Genomic DNA, 25652 nt, shown 5'->3' on the forward strand with positions numbered 1-25652 from the left:
CGCTGCGCACGGCGGGGGCCCGGCGCCGCGCCTTGGAGCGGCCCTGGCCTTTGTCGCGGGGCACCCGCAACAGCATCCGGATCACCGTCGTGTCGGAGGCCAGTCCGGGCGGGCGGCGCGCGCCGACCGGCAGGTCGACCGGACCGAGTTGTTCGGTGCCCTCGGGCGTATCGGCGATGTCGAGCAAGGCGTGCACCGCCTCGGGCGGTCCGTCCACCGCGGCCATGTGCACGTCGGGCGGCAGGCCGACTTCACCGCGCGCGTTCAGCTCGGCATCGGCGTGACCGACGGGGTCCCAGCGGATCAGCGCCTGCACAGTCGGTATCGCAGACTCGGCCACCACCGCGATCACCCCGCCGTCGCCGCGCTTGCGTACCAGGGCGCCCGCGGCCATCCACCGGCGCAAGGTGTCCTCGGCCGCCCGCAGGTCCTGGCGGCCGAGCAGCGCCCAGCTGTCCAACAGCAGCGCGGCACCGTAGCCGCCCGCGGCTATCGGTTCGGCGCCGGGCGTGGCGACGACAACCGCGGGCTGCGACGCGACCTCGGCGACCATCGCGTCACCGCCGGAGGTGATGACCGTCGTGCCCGGAAACGCCCTGCCGAGTTCCTCGGCGGTGCGCCTGGCCCCGACGACAACCGCGCGCACCGCATCCGAGCCGCACCGCACGCAGCGCAGCGACGGGTGGGCGCGCCCGCACCACCGGCACACCGCGCCTGCGGCATCGCGGTCGGGCAGCGACAACGGCCCCGTGCAGTTGCGACACCGGGCGATGGTTCGGCAGCGCCCGCACGCGAGGGCGGGGACGTACCCGCGGCGGGGCACCTGCACCAGGACCGAGGCGCCGGACTCCAGCGCCTTGCGCGCCGCATGCAGCGCCATCGACGGGAGCCTGGCCGACCGGGCGGCGGGGTCGCGTTCCTGCTCGAAACCGCTGTCATCGAGGGCGACGACGCGCGGTGAGGCCGCCCGCACCGTCGGCCGCAGCGCGACCAGGTCGTGCGCCCAGCCGCTGCGCACCAGCGCCTGGGCCTCCGCGGTTCTGGCGAATCCGCCGATCAGCGCGGCGCAGCGCAGCTGATGTGCCCGCAACATCGCCACCTCGCGGGCATGCGGATACGGCGCACGGGGTTCGGCGAGCGTGTCGTCGCCGTCGTCCCACACCATCACCAGACCGAGGTGGGCGACAGGTGCGAACACCGCGCTGCGGGTGCCGATGACGAGCCGGGCGCTGCCGCGCAACACCGACAACCAACGCCGATAGCGTTGCGCGGGGCCGAGTCCCGCCGACAAGGCCACCACCAGGTTCTCGTCGAGGCGGTCGAGCGCGGCGGCGTGCACCGCGTCGATGTCGCGTTGATCCGGCACGATCACCAGCACACCGCGGCCCGAGTTCACCATCACCGCCGCGGCCTCGGCCAGTCGATCGGCCCACGCCTCCCCGGGCAGCGCCTGCCAGACCGCTCGGGCGGCTCGTCCGCTCGCCACCGCCGCGAGGAACTGCTCACCGCTGCCGTAGGCGTTCCAGGAATCGGTTGCGACGGGTTGCGGGTCGGTCGGCGCCGTCGTCGGCGGCTCCTGTTTTTCGACCCGGGCGTGCCGCGGCGGGATGGCCAGCCTCAGGACGTCCGCGCGGGTGCCGGCGTAACGGGCCGCCACGGCGTCGGCGAGTCGACGGATCTCGGGCGTCAGCACCGGCTCGGGCGAGACCACGCGGTCGAGCCAGCCGAGCTTGCCCACGTGGTCGGTGTCGGACCGCCTCTCCAGGATGAACGCGTCGACCAGCCTGCCGTGGAACCGCACCCGGACGCGGACGCCGGGCTGCGCGTCGTCGGACTGCTCGGCGGAGACCAGGTAGTCGAACTCGCGGTCGAGGTGCGGGACGGTCAGCATCGGCAGCACACGCGCGACCGGCTCGTGCTCGGCAGGCTGTCTGGTGGCGCCCGGGCGGGCCGGGCTGTCGGACCCCGTCACGCAGGATTGGTAGCAGACGGCACCGACGTCCTGCCGAAGAAGAACCCGGCCGTGATGAGCACCAGCGACGCCGCATACACCCACCAGATCGGCACCGCCAGAGCCTCGGACCCCAGCACGAACTTGCCGATCCCGATCATCGCGTCCGACACCGCGAAACACACCGCACCCAATGCCGTCCACGGCGTGGGCAACCGGGCCATCAGCGCGGCGCACACCATCGCGCCGAGCACCGCGATGTACAGCGTGACCGGTACGGCCATGCCCTCGGCGATGAGCCGCGGCCAGAACCACACCAGCAGGGCCAGGCAGGCCGCGACCGTGACCGCGGCGGCGGCCAGCCTCGGACCGGAGCGGGTGACCAACGGCCACAGCGCGCCCAGAAAGCACAGGTGGGCGACGAGGAACGCGGCCAGCCCGAGCACGAACGACGGCTCCCACCACGGCAGCGCCAACAGGAAATCACCCGCCGCGGAGAACAGCAGCGCGGCCACCAACCAGCGTCGTTCCCGGGCGATCGGGTGTGTCAACGCGGCCGCGGCGAGCAGCACCGCCGCGGCGGCCTTGACCGCGGGCTGCAGCGCGAACTGACCGGTGAGCTCGGCACCGCCGGGCAGCCGCACCGCGGTCGCGATCAGGAACACCCCGTAGCAGGCGGCGACGACGGCTGCGGCCACCCACAGAAGCCGGGTTCGCCGATGAACGTACGGTGTCCCCATGTCAGTCCCTGAGGTAGGGCCGGCCAGCCCGGAACCCATCGACGCCATTCTGCTGAAGGTACTGCAGGCCGTTCCGTTCCAGTTGACAACCGACGGGGGCGTGCAGGCCGCGCGCGAACGGTTCAACGCGCTGCCGGCGGTCGAGATCCTGCCCGAGGTGCGCGCCGAAGACCGCACGGTCGACGGGCCCGGCGGCCCGATCCCGGTCCGGGTATACCGGCCGCCGACCGCCTCCGACGCGCGCGCCCCCGTGGTGGTGTTCTTCCACGGCGGCGGCTGGTGTGTCGGCGGCCTCGACAGCTACGACGGCACCGCGCGTCGACATGCGGCCGACGCAGAGGCCGTGCTGGTGGCCGTCGACTACCGGCTGGCACCCGAGCACCCCTACCCCGCCGCTGTCGACGATGTGTGGGCGGTGACGCAGTGGGTCGCCGCGAGCGCGGACGAGCTGGGCGTCGACGCGGGCCGGCTCGCGGTGGCCGGCGACTCGGCGGGCGGCAATCTCGCCGCGGTGGTCGCACAGTTGGCGCGCGACGCGGGCGGGCCCCAGATCTGTCTCCAGCTGCTGTGGTATCCGGCCACGACGTGGGACACCACACTGCCGTCCTTCGCCGAGAACGCCGACGCGCCAATACTCGATTTCGCTGCGATAGGCGGCTTTTCGCGTTGGTATGTCGGCGACATGGACCTTTCGGACATGCCCGCGACGCTGGCGCCCGCGCGCGCCGAGGACCTGACCGGGCTGCCGCCGGCCTACATCGCCGTCGCGGGCCATGACCCGTTGCGTGACGACGGCGCCCGGTACGCGGAGTTGCTGTCGGCCGCCGGGGTTCGCGTCGAACTTCACAATGCTGAATCGCTCGTGCACGGCTACCTCGGCTACGCCGGGGTGGTGCCCGCGGCGACCGAGGCCACCGAACGGGGATTGAGGGCGCTACACGCCGCGTTACACCCGGTGTGAACACATCGAAATCCATCGACATCGTGCACGCGTTCTGGGACGAGGTCTGGAACGCCCACGACCCGGCGGCGGTGGACCGCTTCGTGGTCGACGACTTCGTGATCATCACCGGCGGCGAGACGGTGCGTGGCCGCGAGAATTTCAAGGCATGGATCGCCGGGTTCCTGAGTAAGGTCGACGACTTACATCTCGAGGTCGTCGAGTCGTTCGAGAGCGCCGACGGCAGCCGCGTCGCGTCGCGGTGGCTACTGACCGGGAAGAACACCGGCTACCTCGGAAGCGCGCCCGACGGCAGCGAAATCGCGATGACCGGTACCGCGGTCTGGGCTGTCGGTGAGGACGGCAAGCTGCTCACCAACTGGGTCGAACGCAGCGCTTGGGAGTTGTCCCAACGGCTGAACAACGGGGGTACCGTGATCGGGACGTGAGCGACACGGGGAGGCTCGATGACAGTGCCCGATCACGACACCATCATCGTCGGCGCCGGCTTCTCCGGCATCGGCGCCGGGATCAGCCTCAACAAGGCCGGGTTGTGTGACTATCTGATCATCGAAGCCGGCGAGGGACCGGGCGGGACGTGGTACTGGAACACGTATCCCGGTATCGCCGTTGACATTCCGTCGTTCTCCTACCAGTTCTCCTTCGAGCAGAGCCCGGAATGGACCCGCACCTACGCACCGGGGCACGAGTTGCGTGCGTACGCCGAGCACTGCGTCGACAAGTACCGTCTGCGGCCCAAGACCCGGTTCAACACCAAGGTGCTCGGCGCCGTGTTCGACGATGATCAGAGCCTGTGGCGGGTCGAACTTGACTCCGGTGAGGTCGTCACCGCGCGGTTCCTGATCAATGGGTGCGGGGTGCTGATCACGCCGAAACTGCCCGATATCGACGGTGTCGACTCGTTCGCCGGTGTCACCATGCACACCGCGCGTTGGGACCACGAGCAAGACCTGACCGGCATGCGGGTCGCGGTCATCGGCACGGGCGCGTCGGCGGTGCAGGTGATTCCCGAGATCGCGCCGATCGTCAAGCAGCTGACCGTTTTTCAGCGCACACCGATCTGGTGTTTCCCGAAGTTCGATGTGCCGCTGTCGCCAATGGCGCAACGGATGATGCGGCTGCCCGGCGGCCACGTGGTGCAGCGTCTGCTCAGCCAGGCCTACGTCGAGTTGACGTTCACGCTGCCCGCGCAGTACTTCACCGTCAACCCGATGGCCAAGAACATGTCGAAAGTCGGCGAGGCGTATCTGCGCAAAGAGGTCGACGACCCGGAGGTCCGCGAAAAGCTCACGCCCGAGTATGCGGTCGGCTGTAAGCGGCCCGGCTTCCACAACACCTACCTGTCGACGTACAACCGCGACAACGTCGAGTTGGTCACCCAGCCGATCGACAAGATCACCGGTTCAGGTGTGGCCACCGCCGACGGCATGACCCGCGACATCGACGTGCTGATCCTGGCGACGGGTTTCAAAGTGATGGACGCCGAGGACATGCCGACCTATCCGGTCACCGGTTCGGGCGGCCGGACGTGGAGCCAGCACTGGCAGGAGAACCGGCTGCAGGCTTACGAAGGAGTGAGTGTGCCGGGTTTCCCGAACTTCTTCACGGTGTTCGGACCCTACGGTTATGTCGGGTCGTCGTATTTCGCGCTCATCGAGACGCAGACGCATCACATCGTGCGCTGTCTCAAGCACGCCCGACGCAAGGGCGCCCGTCGCGTGGAGGTCACGCAGGAGGCCAACGACCGCTACTTCGATGAGATGATGCGCAAACGGCACCGCCAGATCTTTTGGCAGGAGAGCTGCCAGCGGGCCAACAGCTACTACTTCGACAAGAACGGCGACGCCCCGCTGCGGCCGACCACCACGCTCGAGGCGTACTGGCGCAGCCGCCGCTTCCCGCTACGGGATTACGCGTTCAGTCCCTGACCGTTGGCGCTGCGTAAGCCACGCCCACGAGCCGCGAGACTACGGTTTCTGACGGAATTCGGCCGATATCTCTCAACAACCGTCGTCTCGGCGTCAGACGGCGGCCTTGAGCTCGTCGACCTTGTTCAGCTGCTCCCAGGGCAGCTCGACGTCGGTGCGGCCGAAGTGGCCGTACGCGGCAGTCTGCGCGTAGATCGGGCGCAGCAAGTCGAGGTCGCGCACGATCGCGCCGGGACGCAGATCGAACACCGAGGTGATGGCCTTCTCGATGCGGCCCGGATCGACGGACTCGCTGCCGAACGTCTCGACGAACAAGCCGACCGGAGCGGCCTTGCCGATCGCATAAGCGACCTGGACCTCAACGCGCTCGGCCAGACCCGCCGCGACCACGTTCTTCGCCACCCAGCGCATCGCGTAGGCCGCCGAGCGGTCCACCTTTGACGGGTCCTTGCCCGAGAACGCGCCGCCGCCGTGACGGGCCCAGCCGCCGTAGGTGTCCACGATGATCTTGCGGCCCGTCAGCCCCGCGTCACCCATGGGGCCACCGAGCACGAACTTGCCGGTCGGGTTCACGAGCAGGCGGAAGTCGGAGGTGTCCATCGAATCGTGGCCCAGGTCGGCCAGGACGGTGTTGACGACCTTCTCGCGGATGTCCGGCGTCAGCGTCCCCTCGAGGTCGATGCCCGCCGCGTGCTGCGTCGACAGCACGACCGTGTCGAGGCGCACCGGGGTCGTGCCGTCGTACTGCACGGTGACCTGGGTCTTGCCGTCGGGGCGCAGGTAGTCGAGCACACCGCTCTTGCGGACCTCGGTCAGCCGGCGCGACAGCCGGTGTGCGAGCGCGATCGGCAGTGGCATCAGCTCGGGCGTGTCCTTGATCGCGTAGCCGAACATCAGGCCCTGGTCGCCCGCGCCCTGCAGGTCGAGCGGGTCGCCCGCGCCCTCGACGCGGGTCTCGTGCGCGGTGTCGACGCCCATCGCGATATCGGGCGACTGACGACCGATGCCGACGTTGACGCCGCAGGTCTCACCGTCGAAGCCCTTTTCCGACGAGTCGTAGCCGATCTCCAGGATGCGCTCGCGCACCGTGGTGGCGATGTCGGCGAAGGCCTCCTTGGCGGCCGTCGTCACCTCGCCGACGACGTGCACCTGCCCGGTGGTGACCAGTGTCTCGACGGCAACCCGCGACTTGGGATCGCCCGCGAGCAAAGCGTCGAGCACCGAGTCGCTGATCGCGTCGCAGATCTTGTCGGGGTGGCCCTCGGTTACCGACTCACTGGTGAACAGCCGAGCTTCACTCACGGTGTGATCCTTCCACTCAAGTCATCTTGAGGTAGTTAGTACATCAAATTGTAGGAGTGCCCTGTTGCACCCAAGCCTGTGCTCGCCTCGCGCGCAAGCATTTCACGCCAGCCGGATGCGTGATCCGCGCTACCCGCTGCCGCTGTGCAGGAAGGCCACGATCGCGTCGACGATACGGCTGGCCATCAGCGTTTTCGAACCGTGTTCCAGTGCGGACTCCGCACCGTCGGCCGCGAGCAGCCAACCGTCGTTGTTGTCCACTTCGAACGCCCGATTCTCGCCCACCGCATTGACCACGAGCAAATCGCATCCCTTGCGCTGCAGCTTCGCGCGAGCGTGGTGAAGCACGTCGCCGTTGGCGTCGCCGGTCTCGGCAGCGAACCCCACGATGGCCCGCATATTCGGCAGTTGTCCGTCGGCGCGGGCCCGCACGGCGCCGGCGAGCACGTCCTCGGTGCGGGTCAGTTCGATCACCGGCGCGGCGGCGTCAGGATCGGCCGACTTCTTGATCTTGCTGGTCTGCATCTGCGTGGGCCGGAAATCCGCGACCGCGGCCGCCATCACCAGCACATGGGCGTCGGGGGCATGCTTGGACACGGCGTCCTTGAGCTGGGCGGCAGAGACGATGTGCACGACCTCGACGCCCGCCGGGTCGACCAGCCCGGCGGTGTTGCCGGCGATCAGCGTGACGTCGGCACCGCGCTGGGCCATCACCCGCGCCATCGCATAGCCCTGCTTGCCCGAACTGCGGTTGCCGATGAAGCGCACGGGATCGATCGGCTCGCGCGTCCCGCCCGCGGAAACCAGCACCTTGACCCCTGCCAGGTCGTAGGGCAGGGCGTCCGGTCGCGTCAGCAGAAGCTGGGCCAGCGTGCTGATCTCCTCGGCCTCGGGCAGACGGCCCGCGCCGCTGTCGGCTCCGGTCAACCGGCCCGACGCGGGTTCGAGGACGACGGCACCGCGGCGGCGCAGCGTGGCGACGTTCTCCACCGTCGCGGGGTGCAACCACATCTCGGTGTGCATGGCCGGGGCGAACAGCACCGGACATCGCGCGGTCAGCAGCGTCGCGGTCAGCAGGTCGTCCGCGCGGCCCGCGACGGCCCGCGCCAGAAGATCCGCGGTGGCGGGGGCGACGACGACCAGGTCGGCCTCCTGGCCGAAGCGGACGTGCGGCACCTCGTGGACGTCGTCCCAGACTCCGGTGTGCACGGGATGACCCGAGAGGGCCTCGAAGGTGGCGGCACCGACGAACCGCAGCGCGGACTCGGTGGGGACGACGCGGACGTTGTGTCCGGCCTCGGTGAGCTGTCTGACCACCGTGGCCGCCTTGTAGGCGGCGATACCACCGGCGACGCCGACGATGATCCGCTTGGGCTCCATGGCGGCCGCTCCCCTATGCCTCGCGGTGTTGCTACTCGCCTTCGGTGTGCTCGAGCAGGTCGGCGTGGATCTCGCGCAACGCGATCGACAGCGGCTTCTCCTGCAGGCCCGGCTCGACCAGCGGGCCGACGTACTCGAGGATGCCGTCGCCGAGCTGGTTGTAGTAGTCGTTGATCTGGCGGGCGCGCTTGGCGGCATAGATCACCAGCGCATACTTGCTCGACGCGCGATCCAGCAGCTCGTCGATGGGCGGGTTGGTGATGCCCAACGGCGTGTCGTAGGCGCTGGCTGCGGACGTGTCGAAGTCGTCCACAGCTGCCAGCTGCGTGTCGGCGTGCGGGGTGCTCACGAAAATTCTCCTGGCGGTTTTAGCTGAATGCGAGATAGCTGTCGGGCCTGCGGCGCCGTCTCCGGCGCGTACTTATCGGTGGCCCACCAGCAAGGATACCAATTCGGCGCAGGCAGACTCCAATTGACTGTTCACGACCACGGTGTCGAAGTCGTCCTGTGCGGCGAGTTCGGCTCGCGCGGTCGCCAGCCGGCGCTCCATCGCCTCGGGTGTCTCGGTGCCCCGTCCGGTCAGCCGGTTCTTCAGCTCATCCCAGCTCGGCGGCGCCAGGAAGACGGTCAGTGCCTCGGGCATCGCGGCCTTCACGGCCCGCGCGCCCGCGAGATCCACCTCGATCAGAACGGGCCTGTCGGCGGAGATCGCCTCGCGGACGGGCCGGGCTGGTGTTCCGGAGCGGTGCAACCCGCCGTGGATCTCCGCCCATTCGAGCAGGGCGCCATCGGCGATCAATTCATCGAATTCGTCGGCGGTCACGAACGAGTAATCAACGCCGTCCACTTCACCCGGCCGCGGGGCCCTGGTGGTGACGGACACGCTGAAGTGCAGGTCGGGAACGCGTTCGCGCAGACAGCGAACGACGGTCGACTTCCCGACGGCAGAGGGGCCGGACAGCACGACTACCCGGCCGGCCCCTCGGCCGGCGCTCAATTTATGCGCCTAGGACTGGTCGAACTTTTCCAGCAGCGCCTTGCGCTGGCGATCGCCGAGGCCGCGCAACCGGCGGGTCGGGGCGATCTCGAGTTCGGTCATGATCTCCTGCGCCTTGACCTTGCCGACCTTGGGCAACGCCTCCAGAAGCGCCGAAACCTTCATCTTGCCCAAGACCTCGTCGGTCTCGGCATCCTTGAGCACCTGCTTGAGGTTGGTGCCGCCGCGCTTGAGCCGATCCTTCAATTCGGCTCGGGCTCGACGTGCGGCGGCAGCCTTCTCCAACGCGGCCGCGCGCTGTTCGTCGGTCAACTGGGGAAGGGCCACGGGTTCCTCCGTCTCATCACCATCAATTTCCACTGCCTCGGCTGATAGGGAAAACCCTCAAACAGCCAGCGACGACGACCGTACCCACGCTGGCTGACGAATGCGAACCCCACCCCCTGGTTACGGCGTCAAAAGCCCAGCGTGTCGGGCGGTCGCGCCGCGCACGCGCCGACGCCGTTTCGTGGCCAGGACCGGCGAAACCTCATTTTGTCTCGCCGGAACCGCCTGCATATCAAGGCATTTCGGATTGCACGAGAGCGCTAATCGGGCGCTCAGCGCGTGACCTGCGCCACACTTCGGCGGGTCAGCACCGCCGAAAAAGAAAATTTTCGCTGGTCATCAGCTTTCGGGCGTGTCGCGAGCAGCGAGTTTGTGACGCTTGTGACTGGTGAGCCTCGCGTTGCCGGTGTTGTGTCCTCGGCGGAGGTGTCAGGCCAGGTAGGCGACCGCGTCGCGCATTTTCTCGGCCGCGGAACGCAGCGCGCCCACGTCTGGGCCGGCGCGCAGCACCTCGCGAGACACCGCGGGCAGCAACTGGCCTGGTTGGGCCCCTCCGAGCCCGCTCAGCGCGTCCGGGCGCCCGCCCTGGGTGCCGACACCCGGGACCAGGACCGGTCCGGCGAGCGCGCTGACGTCGGGCGGTTCGGCCAGGGTGGCGCCGACGACGACACCGATAGGGCCGGGTTGCGCGGGCACGGCGTGGTTGACCGCCGCGGCGGCGTCGACGATCGACTGCGCGACGGTGCGTCCGCCCGCGTCGGCGCGCTGTACGGACGCGCCCTCGGGGTTCGAGGTGGCCGCGAGCACGAACACGCCGCGTTCGTTGGCCAACGCCGTGTCGATCAGCGGTTGTAGCGAGCCGAAGCCCAGGTAGGGCGATGCGGTCAACGCGTCGGCGGCCAGCGGCGATGCACCCGCCCACGCGGCGGCGTAGGCGGCCATCGTCGAACCGATATCTCCGCGTTTGGCGTCGGCGAGCACCAGCACGCCGGCCTCGCGGAGCGCGGCGATGGTGTGCTCGAGCACCGTGAACCCGGCGGCGCCGTACGCCTCGAAGAACGCGACCTGCGGTTTGACGACGGCGAAGTCGGAAAACGCCGTCACGCACACAGAGCAGAACCGGCGCAACCCGTCGGCGTCATCGGTGAGTCCCCACGCGCGCAACAACTCCGGATGCGGGTCGATGCCCAGGCACAGCGGTCCACGCCGGGCCACCGCGTCGGCCAACCGCAGCCCGAAACCCGTCACGGCCCCAGCACGCTGTGCAGTTCCTGCAGCGACATCACGCCGATGTCACCGCGGATGCCGGCCTCGATGCCCTGTACCGCCGCGGACGCGCCCTGCACCGTCGTCACACACGGGATGCTGTTCGCCACTGCCGCCGAGCGGATCTCGTATCCGTCGACGCGAGGACCGGAGTTGCCGTACGGGGTGTTGATCACCATGTCCACCTCCCCGGCCTTGATGAGGTCGACGGCCGACGAGGCGGGCTTGTCCTCGCTCGGCTCCTGGAAGTGCTTGCGCACTTCCTCGCACGGAATCCCGTTGCGCCGCAACATCTCCGCGGTGCCTTCGGTGGCCAGAACCCGGAACCCTAGATCGGCAAGCCGTTTGACGGGGAACACCAGCGATCGCTTGTCGCGGTTGGCCACCGACACGAACACCGTGCCCTCCAGCGGCAGGGACCCGTAGGCGGCGGTCTGGCTCTTGGCGAAGGCGCTTCCGAAGTCGTGGTCGATGCCCATGACCTCACCCGTCGACTTCATCTCCGGGCCCAGTAGCGAGTCGATCTGCGTGCCATCGTGTTTGCGGAACCGATTGAACGGCAGGACGGCTTCCTTGACCGCGACCGGCGCGTTACGTGCGGTGCTCGCGCCGTCCCCCGTGCGCGCCAGCACGCCTTCCTCGCGCAGCTCGGCGATCGTCGCGCCGAGCATGATCCGCGCACACGCCTTGGCCAGGGGCACCGCGGTGGCCTTCGAGACGAACGGCACGGTGCGGCTGGCGCGCGGGTTGGCCTCGAGCACGTAGAGCACATCGTCCTTGACCGCGTACTGCACATTGAGCAGGCCCACCACGCCGATGCCGTGGGCAATCGCTTCGGTGGCCCGCCGCACGGCCTCGATGTCGCTGCGGCCCAACGTCACCGGTGGCAGCGCGCACGCGGAGTCACCGGAGTGGATACCGGCTTCCTCGATGTGCTCCATGATGCCGCCGATGTAGACCTCGGTCCCGTCGCACAGCGCGTCGACGTCGATCTCGATGGCGTCCTCGAGGAACCGGTCCACCAGCACGGGATGTTCGGGCGAGAGTTCGGTGGCCCTGGTGATGTAGCCGTGCAGCGTCTCGTCGTCATAGACGATCTCCATGCCGCGACCGCCGAGGACGTAGGAGGGCCGCACCAGCACGGGGTAGCCGATGTCGGCGGCGATGCGCCGCGCCTGGTCGAAGCTGGTGGCCAGGCCGAACTTCGGGGCGGGTAGGCCTGCATTGGTCAGCACCTCGCCGAATGCGCCGCGATCCTCGGCCAGGTCGATCGCCTTGGGGCTCGTACCGACGATCGGCACGCCCGCGTTCTGCAGGCGTTCGGCCAGTCCGAGCGGTGTCTGGCCGCCGAGCTGCACGATGACGCCGACGACACCGGGACCGCCTGCGCCGGAGACGGATTCGGCGTAGTACACCTCGAGCACGTCCTCGAAGGTGAGCGGTTCGAAGTAGAGCCGGTCGGCGGTGTCGTAGTCGGTGGACACCGTCTCGGGGTTGCAGTTGACCATGACCGTCTCGAAGCCGGCCTGGCTCAACGTCGTTGCGGCGTGCACGCAGCTGTAGTCGAACTCGATGCCTTGGCCGATGCGGTTGGGGCCCGAGCCGAGGATCAGCACCTTGGGCCGCTCGGTCTGCGGGGCCACCTCCGTCTCGGCGGCGGGGTCGAGCTCGTAGCTGCTGTAGTGGTACGGGGTCTTGGCCTCGAACTCGGCGGCACACGTGTCGACGGTCTTGAACACCGGGTGGATGCCGAGTCGCTGGCGCAGTGCCCGCACGCCGACCTCACCGGCGAGTTCGGGTCGCAACGCGGCGATCTGGCGGTCGGACAGCCCGTGGTACTTGGCGCGCCGCAGCAGGTCGGCGTCGAGCACCGGCGCATCGACGATCTCGGCGCGCAGCGCGACCAGCCCGGCGATCTGCTCGACGAACCACGGGTCGACGCCGGAGGCCTGAGACACCTGCTCGACGGTCGCGCCCTTGCGCAGCACCAGCTCCAGGTCGTACAGGCGCCCGTCCGATGGTGTGCTCAGCCGCTCCAGCAACTCGTCGACGGTGACCGTGTCCTCGTCGGGGTCGGCTTTGGTCCAAAACCCGGCGCGGCCGGACTCCAGTGAGCGCATCACCTTGCCGAGCGCCTCGATGAAGTTGCGCCCCAACGACATCGCCTCGCCGACCGACTTCATGGTGGTGGTCAGCGTGCCGTCGGCGCCGGGGAACTTCTCGAACGCGAAACGCGGGGCCTTGACGACGACGTAGTCGAGCGTCGGCTCGAAACAGGCCGGGGTCTCCTTGGTGATGTCGTTGACGATTTCGTCGAGCGTGTAGCCGATGGCCAGCTTCGCCGCGATCTTGGCGATCGGGAACCCGGTGGCCTTCGACGCGAGCGCGCTCGACCGCGACACTCGCGGGTTCATCTCGATCACGATCAGGCGCCCGTCGGCCGGGTTGACGGCGAACTGAATGTTGCAGCCGCCGGTGTCGACGCCGACCTCGCGCAGGATCGCGATGCCCAGATCGCGCATGATCTGGTACTCGCGGTCGGTGAGCGTCATGGCCGGCGCGACGGTGACCGAGTCGCCGGTGTGCACACCCATCGGGTCGAAGTTCTCGATCGAGCACACCACCACCACGTTGTCGCGGCCATCGCGCATCAACTCGAGTTCGTATTCCTTCCAGCCGAAGATCGACTCCTCGATGAGCACGTTGGCGCTCGGCGAAGCGGCGAGCCCGTCGCCGGCCATCCGGTCGACGTCCTCGGCGGAGTACGCCATGCCCGAGCCCAACCCCCCCATCGTGAAGGAGGGGCGCACCACCACCGGCAGGCCGAGGTCCTCGACCGTTTCGCGTACCTCGTCCATGGTGAAACAGACTCGGGAGCGGGCGGATTCGCCGCCGACCTTGGCGACGATGTCCTTGAACCGCTGCCGGTCCTCGCCGCGTTGGATGGCCTCGAAGTCCGCGCCGATCAGCTCCACCCCGTGCTTGGCCAGCGCTCCCGACTCCGACAGCGCGACCGCGGTGTTCAGCGCCGTCTGGCCGCCCAGTGTGGCCAGCAGGCCGTCGATCTTGTTGCCGCGCTCGGCCTGCTGCACGATCACCCGCTCGACGAACGCCGGCGTGATCGGCTCCACGTAAGTGTGGTCGGCGTACTCGGGGTCGGTCATGATCGTCGCCGGGTTCGAGTTGATCAGGCTGACCTGCAACCCCTCGGCGCGCAACACCCGGCACGCCTGGGTGCCGGAGTAGTCGAACTCGGCGGCCTGACCGATCACGATCGGCCCGGAGCCGATCACCAGGACGTGGTTCAGGTCGCTCCGCTTGGGCATTACCCCATCCCTCTTCCACCGCGAGTGACCGTGTTTGCGCACGACACGCCGCGCAAATTTGTACAACAGCGGTCGCTCACCGCGGACGACGTCACTTATTCTCCCCTGCCATCAGGTCGACGAACTGGTCGAACAGATAGTTCGCATCGTGCGGTCCCGCGGCGGCCTCCGGGTGATACTGCACCGAAAAGGCCAGCCCGCTGACGAGTTTGATGCCCTCCACGACACCGTCGTTGGCGCAGGTGTGGCTGACGATCGCCTCGCCGAACGGGGTGTCGAAGCGCTCCCCGGCCTCGCCCTCGAGGGCGAAACCGTGGTTCTGCGCGGTGATCGCGACCGTGCCGGTCTGGTGATCGATCACCGGCACGTTGATCCCGCGGTGGCCGAACACCATCTTGTACGTCGAGCGTCCCAGCGCACGGCCCAGGATCTGATTGCCGAAACAGATGCCGAATAGCGGAATGCCCGCGCCGAGCACCTCCCGGGTGACGGCCACGATGTGGTCGGCGGTGGCGGGGTCGCCGGGGCCGTTGGACAAGAACACACCGTCGGGTTTCAGGTCGGCGATCTGCTCATAGGTCGTCGACGCGGGCAGCACGTGGCTGCAGATACCGCGCCTGGCGAAATTGCGGGGGGTGTTCGTCTTGATGCCGAGGTCGATCGCGGCCACCGTGAACCGTTGCGGCCCTTCGGGTTCCACCACATAAGTGGCGTCGGTGCTGACCTCGCCCGCCAGGTTCGCGCCGAGCATGCCGGGCTGACTGCGCACCCGCTCGAGCAGTTCGTCGGGGTCGGCCAGCGCCGGTCCGGAGAACAACCCGGCCCGCATCGAGCCCCGACTGCGCAAGTGGCGCACCACCGCGCGCGTGTCGATGCCTGCGATGCCGACGATGCCCTGGCGTTCGAGTTCCTCGTCGAGCGTGCCGGTGGCCCGCCAGTTCGAGGCCCGCGGCGAGGGATCGCGCACCGCGTAGCCGGCCACCCAGATCTTGTCGCCACGGCTCTCGGCGTCCTCGTGGTTCCATCCGGTGTTGCCGATCTGCGGTGCCGTCGCGACCACGATCTGACCGTGGTAACTCGGATCGGTGAGCGTCTCCTGATAGCCCGACATTCCGGTGGAGAACACCGCCTCGCCGAGCGCCTGCCCGACCGCGCCGAATGTCGTACCCGTGAAGACGCGGCCGTCCTCAAGCACCAACAGTGCCTTCTGCTCTTCGCGACGAGCGCTCATCGCCGCCTTGTCGGTTCCTCTCACACCGCCTCCTGTTCCACCCAGTGCGAGTACTCGCGGCGGTCATTGGCGCGGAACCCCGTATCGATTTCGGTGCCCGACGGCAGTCGCCACCGGATCGCCAGAATGCCTTCGTGCGTCATCGCCTTGCCCGCGATCCCCCGCTCGGTGCGGATTTCGATGATCGCCTCGTCGGGGATCCAGATCGGCAGGGCACCGCTGCGCTGCAACATGATTCCTTCGGGGTAGCGGGTCAGCACGGCCTTGGCGCGGAAGCCCAGGTCGCCGACCACGATTCGGTCGTTCCAATGGGGGGCCAGCGTGCTGCCGACGTACAGGCCCTTGGTGGCGGACACGATCGCGGGCCCGACCGTGTCGGGAAGCGCGGGCAGTGTGCCGATCAGTTCGGCCTGACGTTCGGCGCGGCGGCGCCATCCCCGGATCATCGCCTGGATCAGCACCGCGATGAGCACGGCCACGACGGCGGCCATGATCAGCGATCCGACGAGCGTGGCGGTATTCATGCCGGACACTTCCCATCGCGCGCAGTCACCTTGCCGCGCAACAACGTCAGCGTCACTGCCCCGGGCAGTTCGAGCGCCTCATAGGGGGTGTTGGCCGAGCGGCTGGCCAGCGCGGAACCCTCGACCGTCCACGTCGAGTCCGGGTCGACCACCGTCAGGTTGGCCGGCTCGCCGATCTCCAGTGGCCTTCCCTGATCGGGCAGCCCGACTATTTCGGCGGGCCGCTCGCTCATCACCCGCGCGACGTCCCGCCAGCTCAGCAGCCCCGGGCGCACCATCGTCTCGACCACCACCGACAGCGCGGTCTGCAATCCGAGCATGCCGGGGCGGGCGACGGAGAACTCGCAGCACTTCTCGTGCTCGGCGTGCGGGGCGTGATCGGTGGCCACACAGTCGATGATCCCGTCCGCCAGCGCCTGGCGCAGCGCCCGCGCGTCCGAGGCCTCACGCAGCGGCGGGTTGACCCGGTAGCGCCCGTCGTAGGTGGCCAGCCGCTCGTCGTCGAGCAGCAGGTGGTGTGGGGTCACCTCCGCTGTGATCGAGATCCCCTGTGATTTCGCCCATCGCACGATCTCGACCGTGCCCGAGGTGGACGCATGGCAGATGTGGACCGGCGCACCGGCGTCGCGTGCCAGCAGCGCATCGCGCGCGACGATCGACTCCTCGGCCGCGCGCGGCCACCCGGCGAGGCCCAGCCGCGCGGCGTTGGGACCTTCGTGGGCAACGGCGCCGAGCGTGAGCCGGGGCTCCTCGGCGTGCTGGGCGATCAACACGCCGAGCCCGGTGGCGTATTCGAGCGCGCGGCGCATGATCAGCGGATCGTGCACGCAGATGCCGTCGTCGGAAAACATCCGCACCTGCGCGGCACCGCCTGCCATCATCCCCATCTCGGTGAGCTGGGCACCCGCCAGGCCGACGGTGACCGCGCCGACGGGGTGCACGTCGACCAGACCCACCTGCTGACCTCGCTGCCAGACATGGTCGGTCACCACGGGGCTGTCGGCGACGGGGGTGGTGTTGGCCATGGCGAACACCGCGGTGTACCCGCCCAGAGCCGCTGCGGCCGAGCCGGTTTCGATGTCCTCGGCGTACTCGCGGCCGGGCTCGCGCAGGTGGGTGTGCAGGTCGACGAAACCGGGGAGCAGCACCCGGTCGGTGGCGTCGATGACCTCGGAGGCCTTCTCGAGGCCGCCGGACTCCGCCAGGTCCGCGCCGATGTCGGCGATCTGCCCGTCATCCACGAACACGTCGACGCGGTCGCCCTCGCCGTAGAGCCGGACCCCTCGTATCAGCACGCTCATACGCTGATCGCCTCTTTCTCGGCACCCACCAACAGGTGGAACAGCACCGCCATCCGGATATGCACGCCGTTAGAAACTTGTTGCAGCACAGCCGATTGCGACGAGTCGGCGACGGAGAACGCGATCTCCATACCGCGGACCATCGGCCCCGGGTGCAGCACCACCGCATTACCCGAAAGCAGCGCCTGGCGCTTCTCGGACAAGCCGTAGAGAACCGAGTACTCCCTGGCCGACGGGAAGAATCCGCCGTTCATGCGCTCGGCCTGCACCCTCAACATCAGCACCGCGTCGGCCAGCGGCAGTTCGGCGTCGAGGTCGTGCGAGACGGTCACCGGCCAACCGGCGACCCCGACCGGCAGCAGCGTCGGCGGCGCGACCAACACCACCTCCGCGCCGAGGGTGTGCAGCAGAAGCACATTCGAGCGGGCCACCCGGCTGTGCAGGACATCGCCGACGATGACCACCCGCTTGCCCTCGATGTCGCCGAGGCGCTGGCGGATGGTCAACGCGTCGAGCAGCGCCTGGGTGGGGTGCTCGTGGGTGCCGTCGCCGGCGTTGATGACCGCAGGACCGTGCCCGTCCTCGGTGGCCGTCCACTCCGCGAGTTGCTGCGGCGCTCCCGAGGCGGGGTGGCGCAGGATCAGCGCGTCGGCTCCGGCGGCGCGCAGCGTCAACGCGGTGTCGCGCAGCGACTCCCCCTTGGACACCGACGACCCCGAGGCGCTGACGTTGATCACGTCGGCGCTCATCCACTTGCCCGCGACCTCGAAGGAGACCCGGGTGCGGGTCGAGTTCTCGTAGAACATCGTGATGATCGTGCGCCCACGCAGGGTGGGCAGCTTCTTGACCTCGCGGCCGAGCAGGGCCTGGCTGAAACGGTCGGCGTTGTCGAGGATCGCTAGCGCGTCGTCGCGCGACAGATCCGCCGCCGAGAGCAGATGTTTCACCTGATCGGACCTCCGTACGGCGCGATGGACACACGGTCGTGGCCATCGTCTTCGGCCAACCGGACCTTGACGTTCTCGCTTCGGGACGTGGGCACGTTTTTGCCCACGTAGTCGGCACGCAGCGGCAGCTCTCGGTGGCCGCGGTCGACGAGGACCGCCAGCTGCACCGCCTTCGGTCTGCCGATGTCACGCAGCGCGTCCAGGGCCGCGCGCACCGAGCGGCCGGTGTAGAGCACGTCGTCGACGAGGATGACGAGCGACTGATCGACACCGCCCTCGGGTATCGAGGTCTCCTCCAGGGCTCGGGGCGGCTTGAAGTCGAGGTCGTCGCGGTACAGCGTGTTGTCCAACGCGCCGTGCGGCACGACGACGCCGGAGAACTCCTTGATTTTCTCGGCGAGTCGGGTGGCCAACGTCACGCCCCGGGTCGGGATGCCAAGCAGGACGACGCGGGGAGCCGTGGCGTCATCGGGGGAACCGTCGAGTGCGGTCTTCTCGATGATCTGATGGGCGATACGGGAAATGGTGCGGCCGACGTCCGCTGCGGACATCAGCTCCCGGTCGGTGCCCGACGAGCCTTCATGCGCGCCCAAGCGACTCTGACCTCCTTCTCCGCCTCTCTGGACGGCTCCTTAAAGGACGTCGAAACTGCGGGGAAGCTTAGCACCCGGACGACGGCGGTCCGTTCGCGCCACGAAGGCGACTGCCCACACCACCGTGTCAGTAGGCTTGCCGCGATGAAACTCGACGGCAACCACGCGTCCATCCGCGAGGCGATCGACGCCGGGCTCCTCGCCGGGGCGGTGACCCTCGTGTGGCACGCCGGTGAAGTGGTTCAGGTCAACGAGTTGGGGCACCGCGACGTCGACGCCGGGCTGCCGATGCAGCGCGACACGATCTTCCGCATCGCCTCGATGACCAAGCCGGTGACGGTCGCGGCCGCGATGAGCCTTCTCGAGGAGGGCCGCTTCGCGCTCACCGACCCGATCGCCACGTGGGTGCCCGAACTCGCCGACATGCAGGTGCTCGTCGACCCGCGGGGTGAGCTCGACAAGACCACGCCTGCCCGGCGTCTCATCACGTTCGACGACCTGATGACCCACCGCAGCGGCCTGGCCTATGCCTTCTCGGTGTTGGGTCCGTTGAGCCGCGCCTACGGCCGGATGTCGTTCCGCCAGGATCAGGACCGCTGGCTGGCCGAGCTGGCCGCCCTACCGCTGGCGCACCAGCCCGGCGACCGGCTCACCTACAGCCACGCCACCGACGTGCTTGGGATCGCGATATCGCGAATCGAGAACAAGCCGTTGGCCGACATCTTGCGCGAACGGATCTTCGAACCCTTACAGATGCCCGACACCGGGTTCTCGGTGGGCACGTCGCGACGACACCGCGCCGCGACGATGTACAAGCTCGACCAGAACAACACCCTGCAGCACGACGTGATGGGACCCGCACCGATCACCGATCCGCCGTTCTGCACCGGCGGTGCCGGATTGTGGTCGACGGTCGATGACTACTTGCGCTTTGCGCAGATGCTGTTGGCCGGTGGGACGCTGGACGGTGTCCGGGTGCTGTCAGAGGAATCCGTGCGGCTGATGCGCACCGACCGCCTGACCGACGAGCAGAAGCGCCAGGATTTCCTCGGCGCCCCGTTCTGGGTGGGCCGCGGGTTCGGGCTGAACCTGTCGGTGGTGACCGATCCGGCGAAATCCCGTCCGTTGTTCGGCCCCGGCGGACTCGGCACATTCAGTTGGCCCGGTGCGTACGGCACATGGTGGCAGGCCGACCCGTCGGCCGATCTGATCCTGATCTACCTGGTCCAGAACCTGCCCGATCTCAACGTCGACATGGCCGCGATCGCGGGCAACACATCGCTGGCCAAGCTGCAGAGCGCTCAGCCGAAATTCGTCCGCCGGACCTACCAGGCACTCGACATCTGAGCGTTTAGTCTGGCGGCATGACCCAGCCGACCGTCCTGATCAGTGGTGCCGGGATCGCCGGGCCGTCGTTGGCGTTCTGGTTGACCCGCAACGGATATCGCGTTGTCGTCGTGGAGATCGCACCGGGCGTGCGGCCCGGCGGCCAGACGGTCGATCTGCGCGGCGCGGGCGGCGACGTCGTCGAGCGGATGGGGCTGATCGACCAGATGCGGGCCCGCGCACTCGAACAGCGCGGTGCGGCCTGGGTGCGTTCCGACGGCAGCAGACGTGCCGAGATGCCGGTGACCGCGTTCGACGGCAACGGTCTGGTGTCGAAGTTGGAGATCCTGCGCGGCGATCTGGTGGACGTGCTCTACCAGGCCACCCGCGACTCCGTCGAATACCGTTTCGGACAACGGGTCTCGGAACTTCGCGAAGTCGACGCGGGAATCGAGGCGACACTGGCCGGCGGCACCGTGCTGCACGCCGACCTCGTCGTCGGCGCCGACGGTCCGCATTCGGCGGTGCGCCGCCTGGCCTTCGGCCCCGAGGAACAGTTCGTCAAGCCGATCGGCGGATACAACGCGTGGTTCTCCGCGCCCGACAGCGTCGGACTCGACGGCTGGTATCTGCTCTACCAGGCCCCCGGCGGCCTCAACGCCTCGATGCGGCCCTCCCACGATCCCGCAATCGCCAAGGCCGGCCTGGCTTTTCGGTCTGAGCCGATTGAGTACGACCGGCACGACCCCGACCAACAGCGCCGGATCCTCGCCGAGCGGTTCGCAGGCGCCGGGTGGGAGTGCGACGCGCTGCTGGCCGCCGCCGACCAAGCCGACGACTTCTACTTCGATTCCTTCGCCCAGATCCACATGCCGTCCTGGTCGACGGGACGCGTCACCCTGGTCGGCGATGCCGGATACTGCGCATCGCCGCTGTCGGGTATGGGCACGAGCCTCGCGCTCGTCGGCGCCTATCTCCTCGCGGGTGAACTGGGCCCGGCGAAGTCGTTCGAGGCCGACGGCATCGCCGAGGCGCTGGCGCGGTACGAGTCGCGGATGCGCCCGTACGTCGACACCTGCCAGAAGTTGAACAACACCATCGACCGGTACGCACCGATGAAGGAGTCCGACATTGCGGTCAACGCGGCGGTGATGAAGTGGATGCAGCGCTGGCCGTTTCGACCGGTGGCCGCACGGCTGTGGTTCACGACGGCCGATTCGATCGCGTTGCCGGACTATCCGGCCATGGTGGGCAACTGAACTCCACGCGCTACTGCATGCTGCGCGAGAGGACGCGCCCGAACTGCAGCAGCCGCTGCATCTGCGCGAGCCCGCCGTTGTCGACGGACTTGTAGTAGCGGAACGACTCGCAGTAGACGTCGGATTCGATGGCGGACTTCTGTTGTGCGCGGGTGATCAGTTGGGTGTACATCCGCAACCTGACCTCCGACAGGCGCCGGGTGCCGTCGTCAAGCACCTCGTACTCGGTAGTCAGCACGTGATCGGTGATCGTCGACAACAGGATCGTGCGCACCGAGGCGTTGAGCACGCGACGGTCGCGGTCGGTCGACGACATCTCGTCGTCGCCGCGCCACATGATCAGCCGGTGCCCGTCGGTGAGGACGACCTCCTGCCAGAGGGATTGGTCCTCCTCGCCCCACGGCTCGTCGATGTAGCCGCGCGACATGATGAACGACTTGATGATCGGCAGGTCCACCACCGACCGCAGTTGGTCGAGCGCGAGTTCGGGATCGCGTAGATACACCCTGGCCGCTTCGTCGACGCTGGAGTACGGCGCCCAGTCCTGCGGTGTGGGCATCGCCTATCCGCCGCTCCCCTCTCCCCGCACGGCCGCAGCGGCGGCACGAATCTGTGGCGTCACGAGCATCACCTGACCCAGCACTCCGTTGACGAAACCCGGTGAGTCGTCGGTGGATAACTGTTTGGCGAGTTCGACCGCCTCGTCGACGGCCACCGGTTCGGGGACGTCCTCGGCGTGCAGCAGTTCCCACACCGCGACCCGCAGGATCGCGCGATCGACGGCGGGCAGCCGCTCGAGCGTCCAGCCCTGCAGATGGGAGGCGATCAGATCGTCGATGTGTGCGGCGTGCTCCGTCACACCACGGGCCACCGTCACCGTGTAGGGGTTGAGCGGAGATACGTCGGACTGGTTCTCGGCCAACGCATTTCGTGCATCGGCGACCTCGGCTGAGGTGAGCCCGCGCGCTTCGGCTTCGAAGAGCAGGTCGACGGCGCGCTTGCGTGCCTGATGCCTGCCCCGATCGCCTTTCCGGTCAGGCATTCACCCGACCCAGGTAGCTGCCGTCGCGCGAATCGATCTTCAGCTTGTCGCCGGTGTTGATGAACAGCGGCACCTGGATCTCGGCACCGGTCTCGACGGTCGCGGGTTTGGTGCCCGCGCTGGAGCGGTCACCCTGCAGGCCCGGCTCGGTGTGGGTCACCTCGAGTTCGACGGTCACGGGCAACTCGAGGTAGAGCGGATTGCCGTCATGGAAGGCGATCTGCACCGGCATGCTCTCCAGCAGGAACCCGGCCGCGCGGCCGACGAGCGACTCGGGCAGCGGATGCTGCTCGTAGTCCTCGGAATCCATGAACACGAAATCCGAACCGTCGCGGTACAGGTAGGTCGCGTCGCGCCGGTCGACCGTCGCGGTCTCGACCTTCACCCCGGCGTTGTAGGTCTTGTCCACGGTCTTGCCCGAGACGACATTCTTGAGCTTGGTGCGCACGAAGGCCGGTCCCTTGCCCGGTTTGACGTGCTGGAACTCGATGATCTGCCAGAGTTGGCCATCGATCACCAGGACGAGCCCGTTCTTGAAGTCGGCGGTCGTTGCCACGTTGGTAGTACTCCTTGTCAGAGGATGGCCAGTTCCTTAGGGAACCGGGTGAGCAAGTCTGCTGTCTGATGTCGCCGGCTACCCGGCTCCACGGTCTGATGTCGCCGGCTACCCGGCTCCACGGTCTGATGTCGCCGGCTACCCGGCTCCGAAGCGCCGTCCCCGACGACGAGCGTGTCCTCGATGCGGACACCGCCACGGTCGGGCAGATAGACACCGGGCTCCACGGTCACCGCGGAGCCAGCAAGCAGTGTACCGACGGACGCCCCGCTGATTCCTGGCGCTTCGTGGATCTGCAGCCCCACGCCGTGGCCGAGGCCGTGGGTGAAGTTCTCGACGTAGCCGGCGTCGGCGATGACCTGCCGCGATGCCGCGTCGACGTCCTTGCACGCGACTCCGGGCGCCAGCGCCTCCCGGCCCGCCTTCTGCGCGGCCGAGACCAACGCATAGATCTCGTGTTGCCAGTCTGCGATCGGCGCGAGCACGAAGGTCCTGGTCATGTCCGAGTGGTAGCCGCTCACCAAGGCACCGAAATCGATCTTGACGAAATCGCCGGCCGCCAGCACGGCATCGGTGGGCCGGTGATGCGGAATCGCCGAGTTCGGTCCGGCCGCCACGATCGTCTCGAACGACGGTCCGTCCGCGCCGTGTTCGAGCATTAGCCACTCCAGTTCGCGGGCGACCTCCTTCTCACTGCGCCCGGCCCGCAGCCCACCCCGGTCGACCAGATCCCGCAGTGCCGCGTCGGCGGCCTCGCACGCCAGCCGCAGCAACGCGACCTCGCCGGCGTCCTTGACTTCGCGCAGCGCTTCGACGGTCCCGGCCGCGCGCACCAGTTCGGTCCGCTCGCCGGCGGCCTTCTCCAGAACTGAAAAAGCATCGACGGTCACCACATGGCTCTCGAAGCCGAGCCGGCGCACGCCGTCGGCGGCGGCACGACCCGCCAGATGCGGTCCGCACGCCCGCTCGATGACGATCTCGGCGTCGGGCGCCTGCTGCCCTGCCTGCGTGCGATAGCGCCCGTCGGTTGCCAGCACCGGCGTTTCGTCGTCCGCCTTGATCAGCAGGGCGGCGTTGGAGCCGGTGAACCCGCTCAGATAGCGCACGTTGACCAGGTCCGATACCAACATGGCATCGATTTCGGATTTGGCCAGCCGCTCGCGCAGCCGGTCCCGGCGCTGTGAAATAGTCACGGTCGATGACGCTACTCGCTAAGGTGAGGCCCCATGAGTAAGTGGTTGCTGCGCGGACTGGTGTTCGCGACCCTGATGGTGATCGTGCGATTGCTGCAGGGCGCGCTGATCAACGCGTGGGAAACCAAGGCCGGATTGATCAGCGTCGTGCTGGTCGTTCTGTTCGCCGTTGCGGTGTTCATCTGGGGGTTCGTCGACGGCCGCGCCGACGCCCGCGCCAACCCGGACCCGGACCGCCGCGGAGACCTGGCGATGATCTGGCTGCTGGCCGGCCTGTTCGCCGGGATCGTCAGCGGTGCGGTGGCCTGGTTCATCTCGCTGTTCTACAAGGCGCTCTACGTCGAGGCGCTCGTCAATGAGCTCACCACCTTCGCGGCGTTCACCGCGCTGCTGGTGTTCCTGATGGCGCTCGCCGGGGTGGCCCTCGGCCGCTGGCTCGTCGACCGCAAGGCCGACCAGACCCCGCACCTGCACCGCGCCGGTGAGGACGACCGCGCGGACACCGACGTTTTCGCCGCCGTCAGCCAACCGGGTACCGACGAGACCACCCAGAGCGCGCCCCGAGACGACCGGGTCTAGCTGTAGGCCCAGCGCTCCGTGAACCCGGACGAGTTCTGCACGTCCGACCAATGGAGCGTGCTGTCGTCCGCGTCGTCGAACTCCCAACTGGCCGGGGTCCTCGGCGGCTTCCTGATCACCGCGATCGCCCTGCTGTTCGACAAGAACAGCCGCGAAGGCGTGCACACCCTTGCGCTGTTCTCCTCGGCCGTCCTAGTCCTGATGCTCGACAGCTTCCTTTTCAGCTTGATCACCGGAACCCAGGTGCCCGACGGAGCGCGCCGGGCCACCTGCGCGATCGCCTGGACTCAGGGTGCGGTGTCGACCGGGATGCTGGCCGCGGGGGCGGCGGCGTTGTTCGGCGGGCTCGGCTGGATGCTGGCCAGCCACGCCGTCAACAAGGTGAGCGACCAGGACCCCGCCGACGTGCGCGCGTACTGCTTCCTTGCCGAGCTCGGCGGTTGGCTGACATTCGCGGCCGCGATGACGGCGACGCTGATCGTGTCCGAGACCTCGATCGACTACCTGCGCTTCATGTGGGGGCACCGGCCCGCGGTGTGGGTCGAGGGCACCATCGTCGTCGCGGCCGCGGCATTCGTCATCGCCGACTTCGTGCTGGTGTACCTGCGCACCCGGACGTTGCGGAAGTCGTTGGCCGACACCGCCGAACCGACGCTCCTCGAGCTTCGGTCGATCAAGTTCGCCACCATCGGCACCGTGGTGCTGGCGATCATCGGGTCCTGGCTCGCGGTCAGCCTGGCCCGCATCCCCGAGGCCTGGCTCACGGCGCCGAACCCCATGATCGTCATCTGCGTGCTGGTGCTCACGCTGGTGCTGCCGACGGTGATCTCGACGGCGATCTGCTACTCGGTGGCCAGCACCGACGGACAGCGGATCGGCCGAGGCCCGGCGAACCGCCAAGCTCGTCGTTTATCCCGGTAAGG

General features: G+C 68.4%; 25 protein-coding genes. 7 read left to right on the top strand and 18 right to left on the bottom strand.

What is annotated here, in order from left to right; all coding sequences use genetic code 11:
* Together A5790_RS02630 and A5790_RS02635 are read right to left on the bottom strand one after the other, a co-directional pair.
* On the bottom strand, positions 1 to 1891 hold a 1891-nt coding region (locus A5790_RS02630; protein WP_197696705.1), incomplete at its 3' end, for a primosomal protein N'.
* Between the two features lie 77 nt (positions 1892 to 1968).
* Positions 1969 to 2691 (bottom strand): lysoplasmalogenase, encoded by a 723-nt coding sequence (locus A5790_RS02635; protein ID WP_064417127.1) that lies wholly within the window; start codon positions 2689 to 2691, stop codon positions 1969 to 1971.
* Here A5790_RS02635 and A5790_RS02640 point away from each other — a divergent pair.
* The 3 genes from A5790_RS02640 to A5790_RS02650 are packed head-to-tail and all read left to right on the top strand — an operon-like array spanning position 2690 to position 5580.
* Positions 2690 to 3652, top strand: coding sequence for an alpha/beta hydrolase (locus A5790_RS02640; protein WP_066841274.1), 963 nt, complete (start codon positions 2690 to 2692; stop codon positions 3650 to 3652). The genes A5790_RS02635 and A5790_RS02640 overlap by 2 nt on opposite strands.
* Positions 3649 to 4080 (top strand): ester cyclase, encoded by a 432-nt coding sequence (locus tag A5790_RS02645; protein ID WP_066841277.1) that lies wholly within the window; start codon positions 3649 to 3651, stop codon positions 4078 to 4080. The genes A5790_RS02640 and A5790_RS02645 overlap by 4 nt, the downstream gene beginning before the upstream one ends.
* A gap of 18 nt (positions 4081 to 4098) precedes the next feature.
* Positions 4099 to 5580 (top strand): NAD(P)/FAD-dependent oxidoreductase, encoded by a 1482-nt coding sequence (locus A5790_RS02650; protein ID WP_066841279.1) that lies wholly within the window; start codon positions 4099 to 4101, stop codon positions 5578 to 5580.
* 93 nt (positions 5581 to 5673) lie between these two features.
* On the opposite strand, the gene metK is transcribed toward A5790_RS02650, so the two are convergent.
* The 12 genes from metK to pyrR all read right to left on the bottom strand — a co-directional run bounded on the left by metK (position 5674) and on the right by pyrR (position 18774).
* Entirely contained in the window at positions 5674 to 6882 is a 1209-nt protein-coding gene (gene metK / locus A5790_RS02655) for a methionine adenosyltransferase (RefSeq protein ID WP_066841281.1), read from the bottom strand.
* 129 nt (positions 6883 to 7011) lie between these two features.
* The gene (coaBC, locus tag A5790_RS02660; RefSeq protein ID WP_066841283.1) at positions 7012 to 8262 is read right to left on the bottom strand and encodes a bifunctional phosphopantothenoylcysteine decarboxylase/phosphopantothenate--cysteine ligase CoaBC; all 1251 of its coding nucleotides are present in this window, start codon (positions 8260 to 8262) and stop codon (positions 7012 to 7014) included.
* Between the two features lie 31 nt (positions 8263 to 8293).
* The gene (gene rpoZ / locus A5790_RS02665; protein WP_064395447.1) at positions 8294 to 8611 is read right to left on the bottom strand and encodes a DNA-directed RNA polymerase subunit omega; all 318 of its coding nucleotides are present in this window, start codon (positions 8609 to 8611) and stop codon (positions 8294 to 8296) included.
* Positions 8612 to 8683: 72 nt separating this feature from the next.
* Entirely contained in the window at positions 8684 to 9259 is a 576-nt protein-coding gene (gene gmk / locus A5790_RS02670; RefSeq protein ID WP_066841285.1) for a guanylate kinase, read from the bottom strand.
* Positions 9260 to 9268: 9 nt separating this feature from the next.
* A complete protein-coding gene (gene mihF, locus A5790_RS02675) occupies positions 9269 to 9586 on the bottom strand; it encodes an integration host factor, actinobacterial type (protein ID WP_003889986.1) in 318 nt (105 codons plus the stop codon).
* Positions 9587 to 10015: 429 nt separating this feature from the next.
* Positions 10016 to 10834, bottom strand: a complete 819-nt coding sequence (gene pyrF / locus A5790_RS02680; protein ID WP_066841287.1) for an orotidine-5'-phosphate decarboxylase — start codon at positions 10832 to 10834, stop codon at positions 10016 to 10018.
* A complete protein-coding gene (gene carB, locus A5790_RS02685) occupies positions 10831 to 14178 on the bottom strand; it encodes a carbamoyl-phosphate synthase large subunit (RefSeq protein ID WP_066841289.1) in 3348 nt (1115 codons plus the stop codon). Before carB ends, pyrF begins: the two co-directional genes overlap by 4 nt.
* Positions 14179 to 14269: 91 nt before the next feature.
* Entirely contained in the window at positions 14270 to 15409 is a 1140-nt protein-coding gene (carA, locus tag A5790_RS02690) for a glutamine-hydrolyzing carbamoyl-phosphate synthase small subunit (protein ID WP_066841290.1), read from the bottom strand.
* A 20-nt stretch (positions 15410 to 15429) separates the two neighbouring features.
* A complete protein-coding gene (locus tag A5790_RS02695; protein ID WP_066841513.1) occupies positions 15430 to 15933 on the bottom strand; it encodes a transporter in 504 nt (167 codons plus the stop codon).
* A complete protein-coding gene (locus A5790_RS02700) occupies positions 15930 to 17234 on the bottom strand; it encodes a dihydroorotase (protein ID WP_066841292.1) in 1305 nt (434 codons plus the stop codon). Before A5790_RS02700 ends, A5790_RS02695 begins: the two co-directional genes overlap by 4 nt.
* Positions 17231 to 18181 (bottom strand): aspartate carbamoyltransferase catalytic subunit, encoded by a 951-nt coding sequence (locus A5790_RS02705; protein WP_064395441.1) that lies wholly within the window; start codon positions 18179 to 18181, stop codon positions 17231 to 17233. The genes A5790_RS02700 and A5790_RS02705 overlap by 4 nt, the downstream gene beginning before the upstream one ends.
* Entirely contained in the window at positions 18178 to 18774 is a 597-nt protein-coding gene (gene pyrR, locus A5790_RS02710; RefSeq protein ID WP_064417116.1) for a bifunctional pyr operon transcriptional regulator/uracil phosphoribosyltransferase PyrR, read from the bottom strand. The genes A5790_RS02705 and pyrR overlap by 4 nt, the downstream gene beginning before the upstream one ends.
* 144 nt (positions 18775 to 18918) lie before the next feature.
* On the opposite strand from pyrR, the gene A5790_RS02715 reads away from it, so the two are divergent.
* Both A5790_RS02715 and A5790_RS02720 read left to right on the top strand, forming a co-directional pair.
* Complete coding sequence (locus A5790_RS02715) at positions 18919 to 20121, top strand: serine hydrolase (protein WP_066841294.1); 1203 nt, start codon at positions 18919 to 18921, stop codon at positions 20119 to 20121.
* Between the two features lie 17 nt (positions 20122 to 20138).
* Positions 20139 to 21359 carry an FAD-dependent monooxygenase gene (locus A5790_RS02720; RefSeq protein WP_066841295.1) on the top strand — a complete coding sequence of 407 codons (1221 nt, stop codon included), beginning with the start codon at positions 20139 to 20141 and terminating at the stop codon, positions 21357 to 21359.
* 10 nt (positions 21360 to 21369) lie between these two features.
* On the opposite strand, the gene A5790_RS02725 is transcribed toward A5790_RS02720, so the two are convergent.
* The 4 genes from A5790_RS02725 to A5790_RS02740 are packed head-to-tail and all read right to left on the bottom strand — an operon-like array spanning position 21370 to position 24150.
* Positions 21370 to 21918 carry a hypothetical protein gene (locus A5790_RS02725; protein WP_066841297.1) on the bottom strand — a complete coding sequence of 183 codons (549 nt, stop codon included), beginning with the start codon at positions 21916 to 21918 and terminating at the stop codon, positions 21370 to 21372.
* Positions 21919 to 21921: 3 nt separating this feature from the next.
* Positions 21922 to 22401: a transcription antitermination factor NusB gene (gene nusB / locus A5790_RS02730; RefSeq protein ID WP_064395436.1), complete on the bottom strand. Its 480-nt coding sequence runs from the start codon at positions 22399 to 22401 to the stop codon at positions 21922 to 21924.
* Positions 22394 to 22957, bottom strand: coding sequence for an elongation factor P (gene efp / locus A5790_RS02735; RefSeq protein ID WP_064395435.1), 564 nt, complete (start codon positions 22955 to 22957; stop codon positions 22394 to 22396). The genes nusB and efp overlap by 8 nt, the downstream gene beginning before the upstream one ends.
* A 17-nt stretch (positions 22958 to 22974) precedes the next feature.
* Positions 22975 to 24150: an aminopeptidase P family protein gene (locus A5790_RS02740; RefSeq protein WP_066841298.1), complete on the bottom strand. Its 1176-nt coding sequence runs from the start codon at positions 24148 to 24150 to the stop codon at positions 22975 to 22977.
* A 33-nt stretch (positions 24151 to 24183) separates the two neighbouring features.
* Here A5790_RS02740 and A5790_RS02745 point away from each other — a divergent pair, with 33 nt between their 5' ends.
* Both A5790_RS02745 and A5790_RS02750 read left to right on the top strand, forming a co-directional pair.
* Positions 24184 to 24729 carry a B-4DMT family transporter gene (locus A5790_RS02745; protein ID WP_066841299.1) on the top strand — a complete coding sequence of 182 codons (546 nt, stop codon included), beginning with the start codon at positions 24184 to 24186 and terminating at the stop codon, positions 24727 to 24729.
* 18 nt (positions 24730 to 24747) lie between these two features.
* Complete coding sequence (locus A5790_RS02750) at positions 24748 to 25650, top strand: hypothetical protein (protein ID WP_066841300.1); 903 nt, start codon at positions 24748 to 24750, stop codon at positions 25648 to 25650.
* The last annotated feature ends 2 nt before the right edge of the window (positions 25651 to 25652 follow it).

Origin of the sequence: Mycobacterium sp. 852002-51152_SCH6134967 (assembly GCF_001667105.1) — a bacterium.
GTDB classification, from domain to species: domain Bacteria; phylum Actinomycetota; class Actinomycetes; order Mycobacteriales; family Mycobacteriaceae; genus Mycobacterium; species Mycobacterium neumannii_A.

Bases quoted from the DNA above. Each gene is read 5' to 3' on its own strand.
- A5790_RS02640 (WP_066841274.1), top strand. From the start codon at position 2,690: ATGTCAGTCCCTGAGGTAGGGCCGGCCAGCCCGGAACCCATCGACGCC.
- A5790_RS02635 (WP_064417127.1), bottom strand. From the start codon at position 2,691: ATGGGGACACCGTACGTTCATCGGCGAACCCGGCTTCTGTGGGTGGCC.
- A5790_RS02650 (WP_066841279.1), top strand. From the start codon at position 4,099: ATGACAGTGCCCGATCACGACACCATCATCGTCGGCGCCGGCTTCTCC.
- coaBC (WP_066841283.1), bottom strand. From the start codon at position 8,262: ATGGAGCCCAAGCGGATCATCGTCGGCGTCGCCGGTGGTATCGCCGCC.
- carB (WP_066841289.1), bottom strand. From the start codon at position 14,178: ATGCCCAAGCGGAGCGACCTGAACCACGTCCTGGTGATCGGCTCCGGG.
- carA (WP_066841290.1), bottom strand. From the start codon at position 15,409: ATGAGCGCTCGTCGCGAAGAGCAGAAGGCACTGTTGGTGCTTGAGGAC.
- A5790_RS02695 (WP_066841513.1), bottom strand. From the start codon at position 15,933: ATGAATACCGCCACGCTCGTCGGATCGCTGATCATGGCCGCCGTCGTG.
- A5790_RS02700 (WP_066841292.1), bottom strand. From the start codon at position 17,234: ATGAGCGTGCTGATACGAGGGGTCCGGCTCTACGGCGAGGGCGACCGC.
- A5790_RS02715 (WP_066841294.1), top strand. From the start codon at position 18,919: ATGAAACTCGACGGCAACCACGCGTCCATCCGCGAGGCGATCGACGCC.
- A5790_RS02720 (WP_066841295.1), top strand. From the start codon at position 20,139: ATGACCCAGCCGACCGTCCTGATCAGTGGTGCCGGGATCGCCGGGCCG.
- A5790_RS02725 (WP_066841297.1), bottom strand. From the start codon at position 21,918: ATGCCCACACCGCAGGACTGGGCGCCGTACTCCAGCGTCGACGAAGCG.
- nusB (WP_064395436.1), bottom strand. From the start codon at position 22,401: ATGCCTGACCGGAAAGGCGATCGGGGCAGGCATCAGGCACGCAAGCGC.
- A5790_RS02745 (WP_066841299.1), top strand. From the start codon at position 24,184: ATGAGTAAGTGGTTGCTGCGCGGACTGGTGTTCGCGACCCTGATGGTG.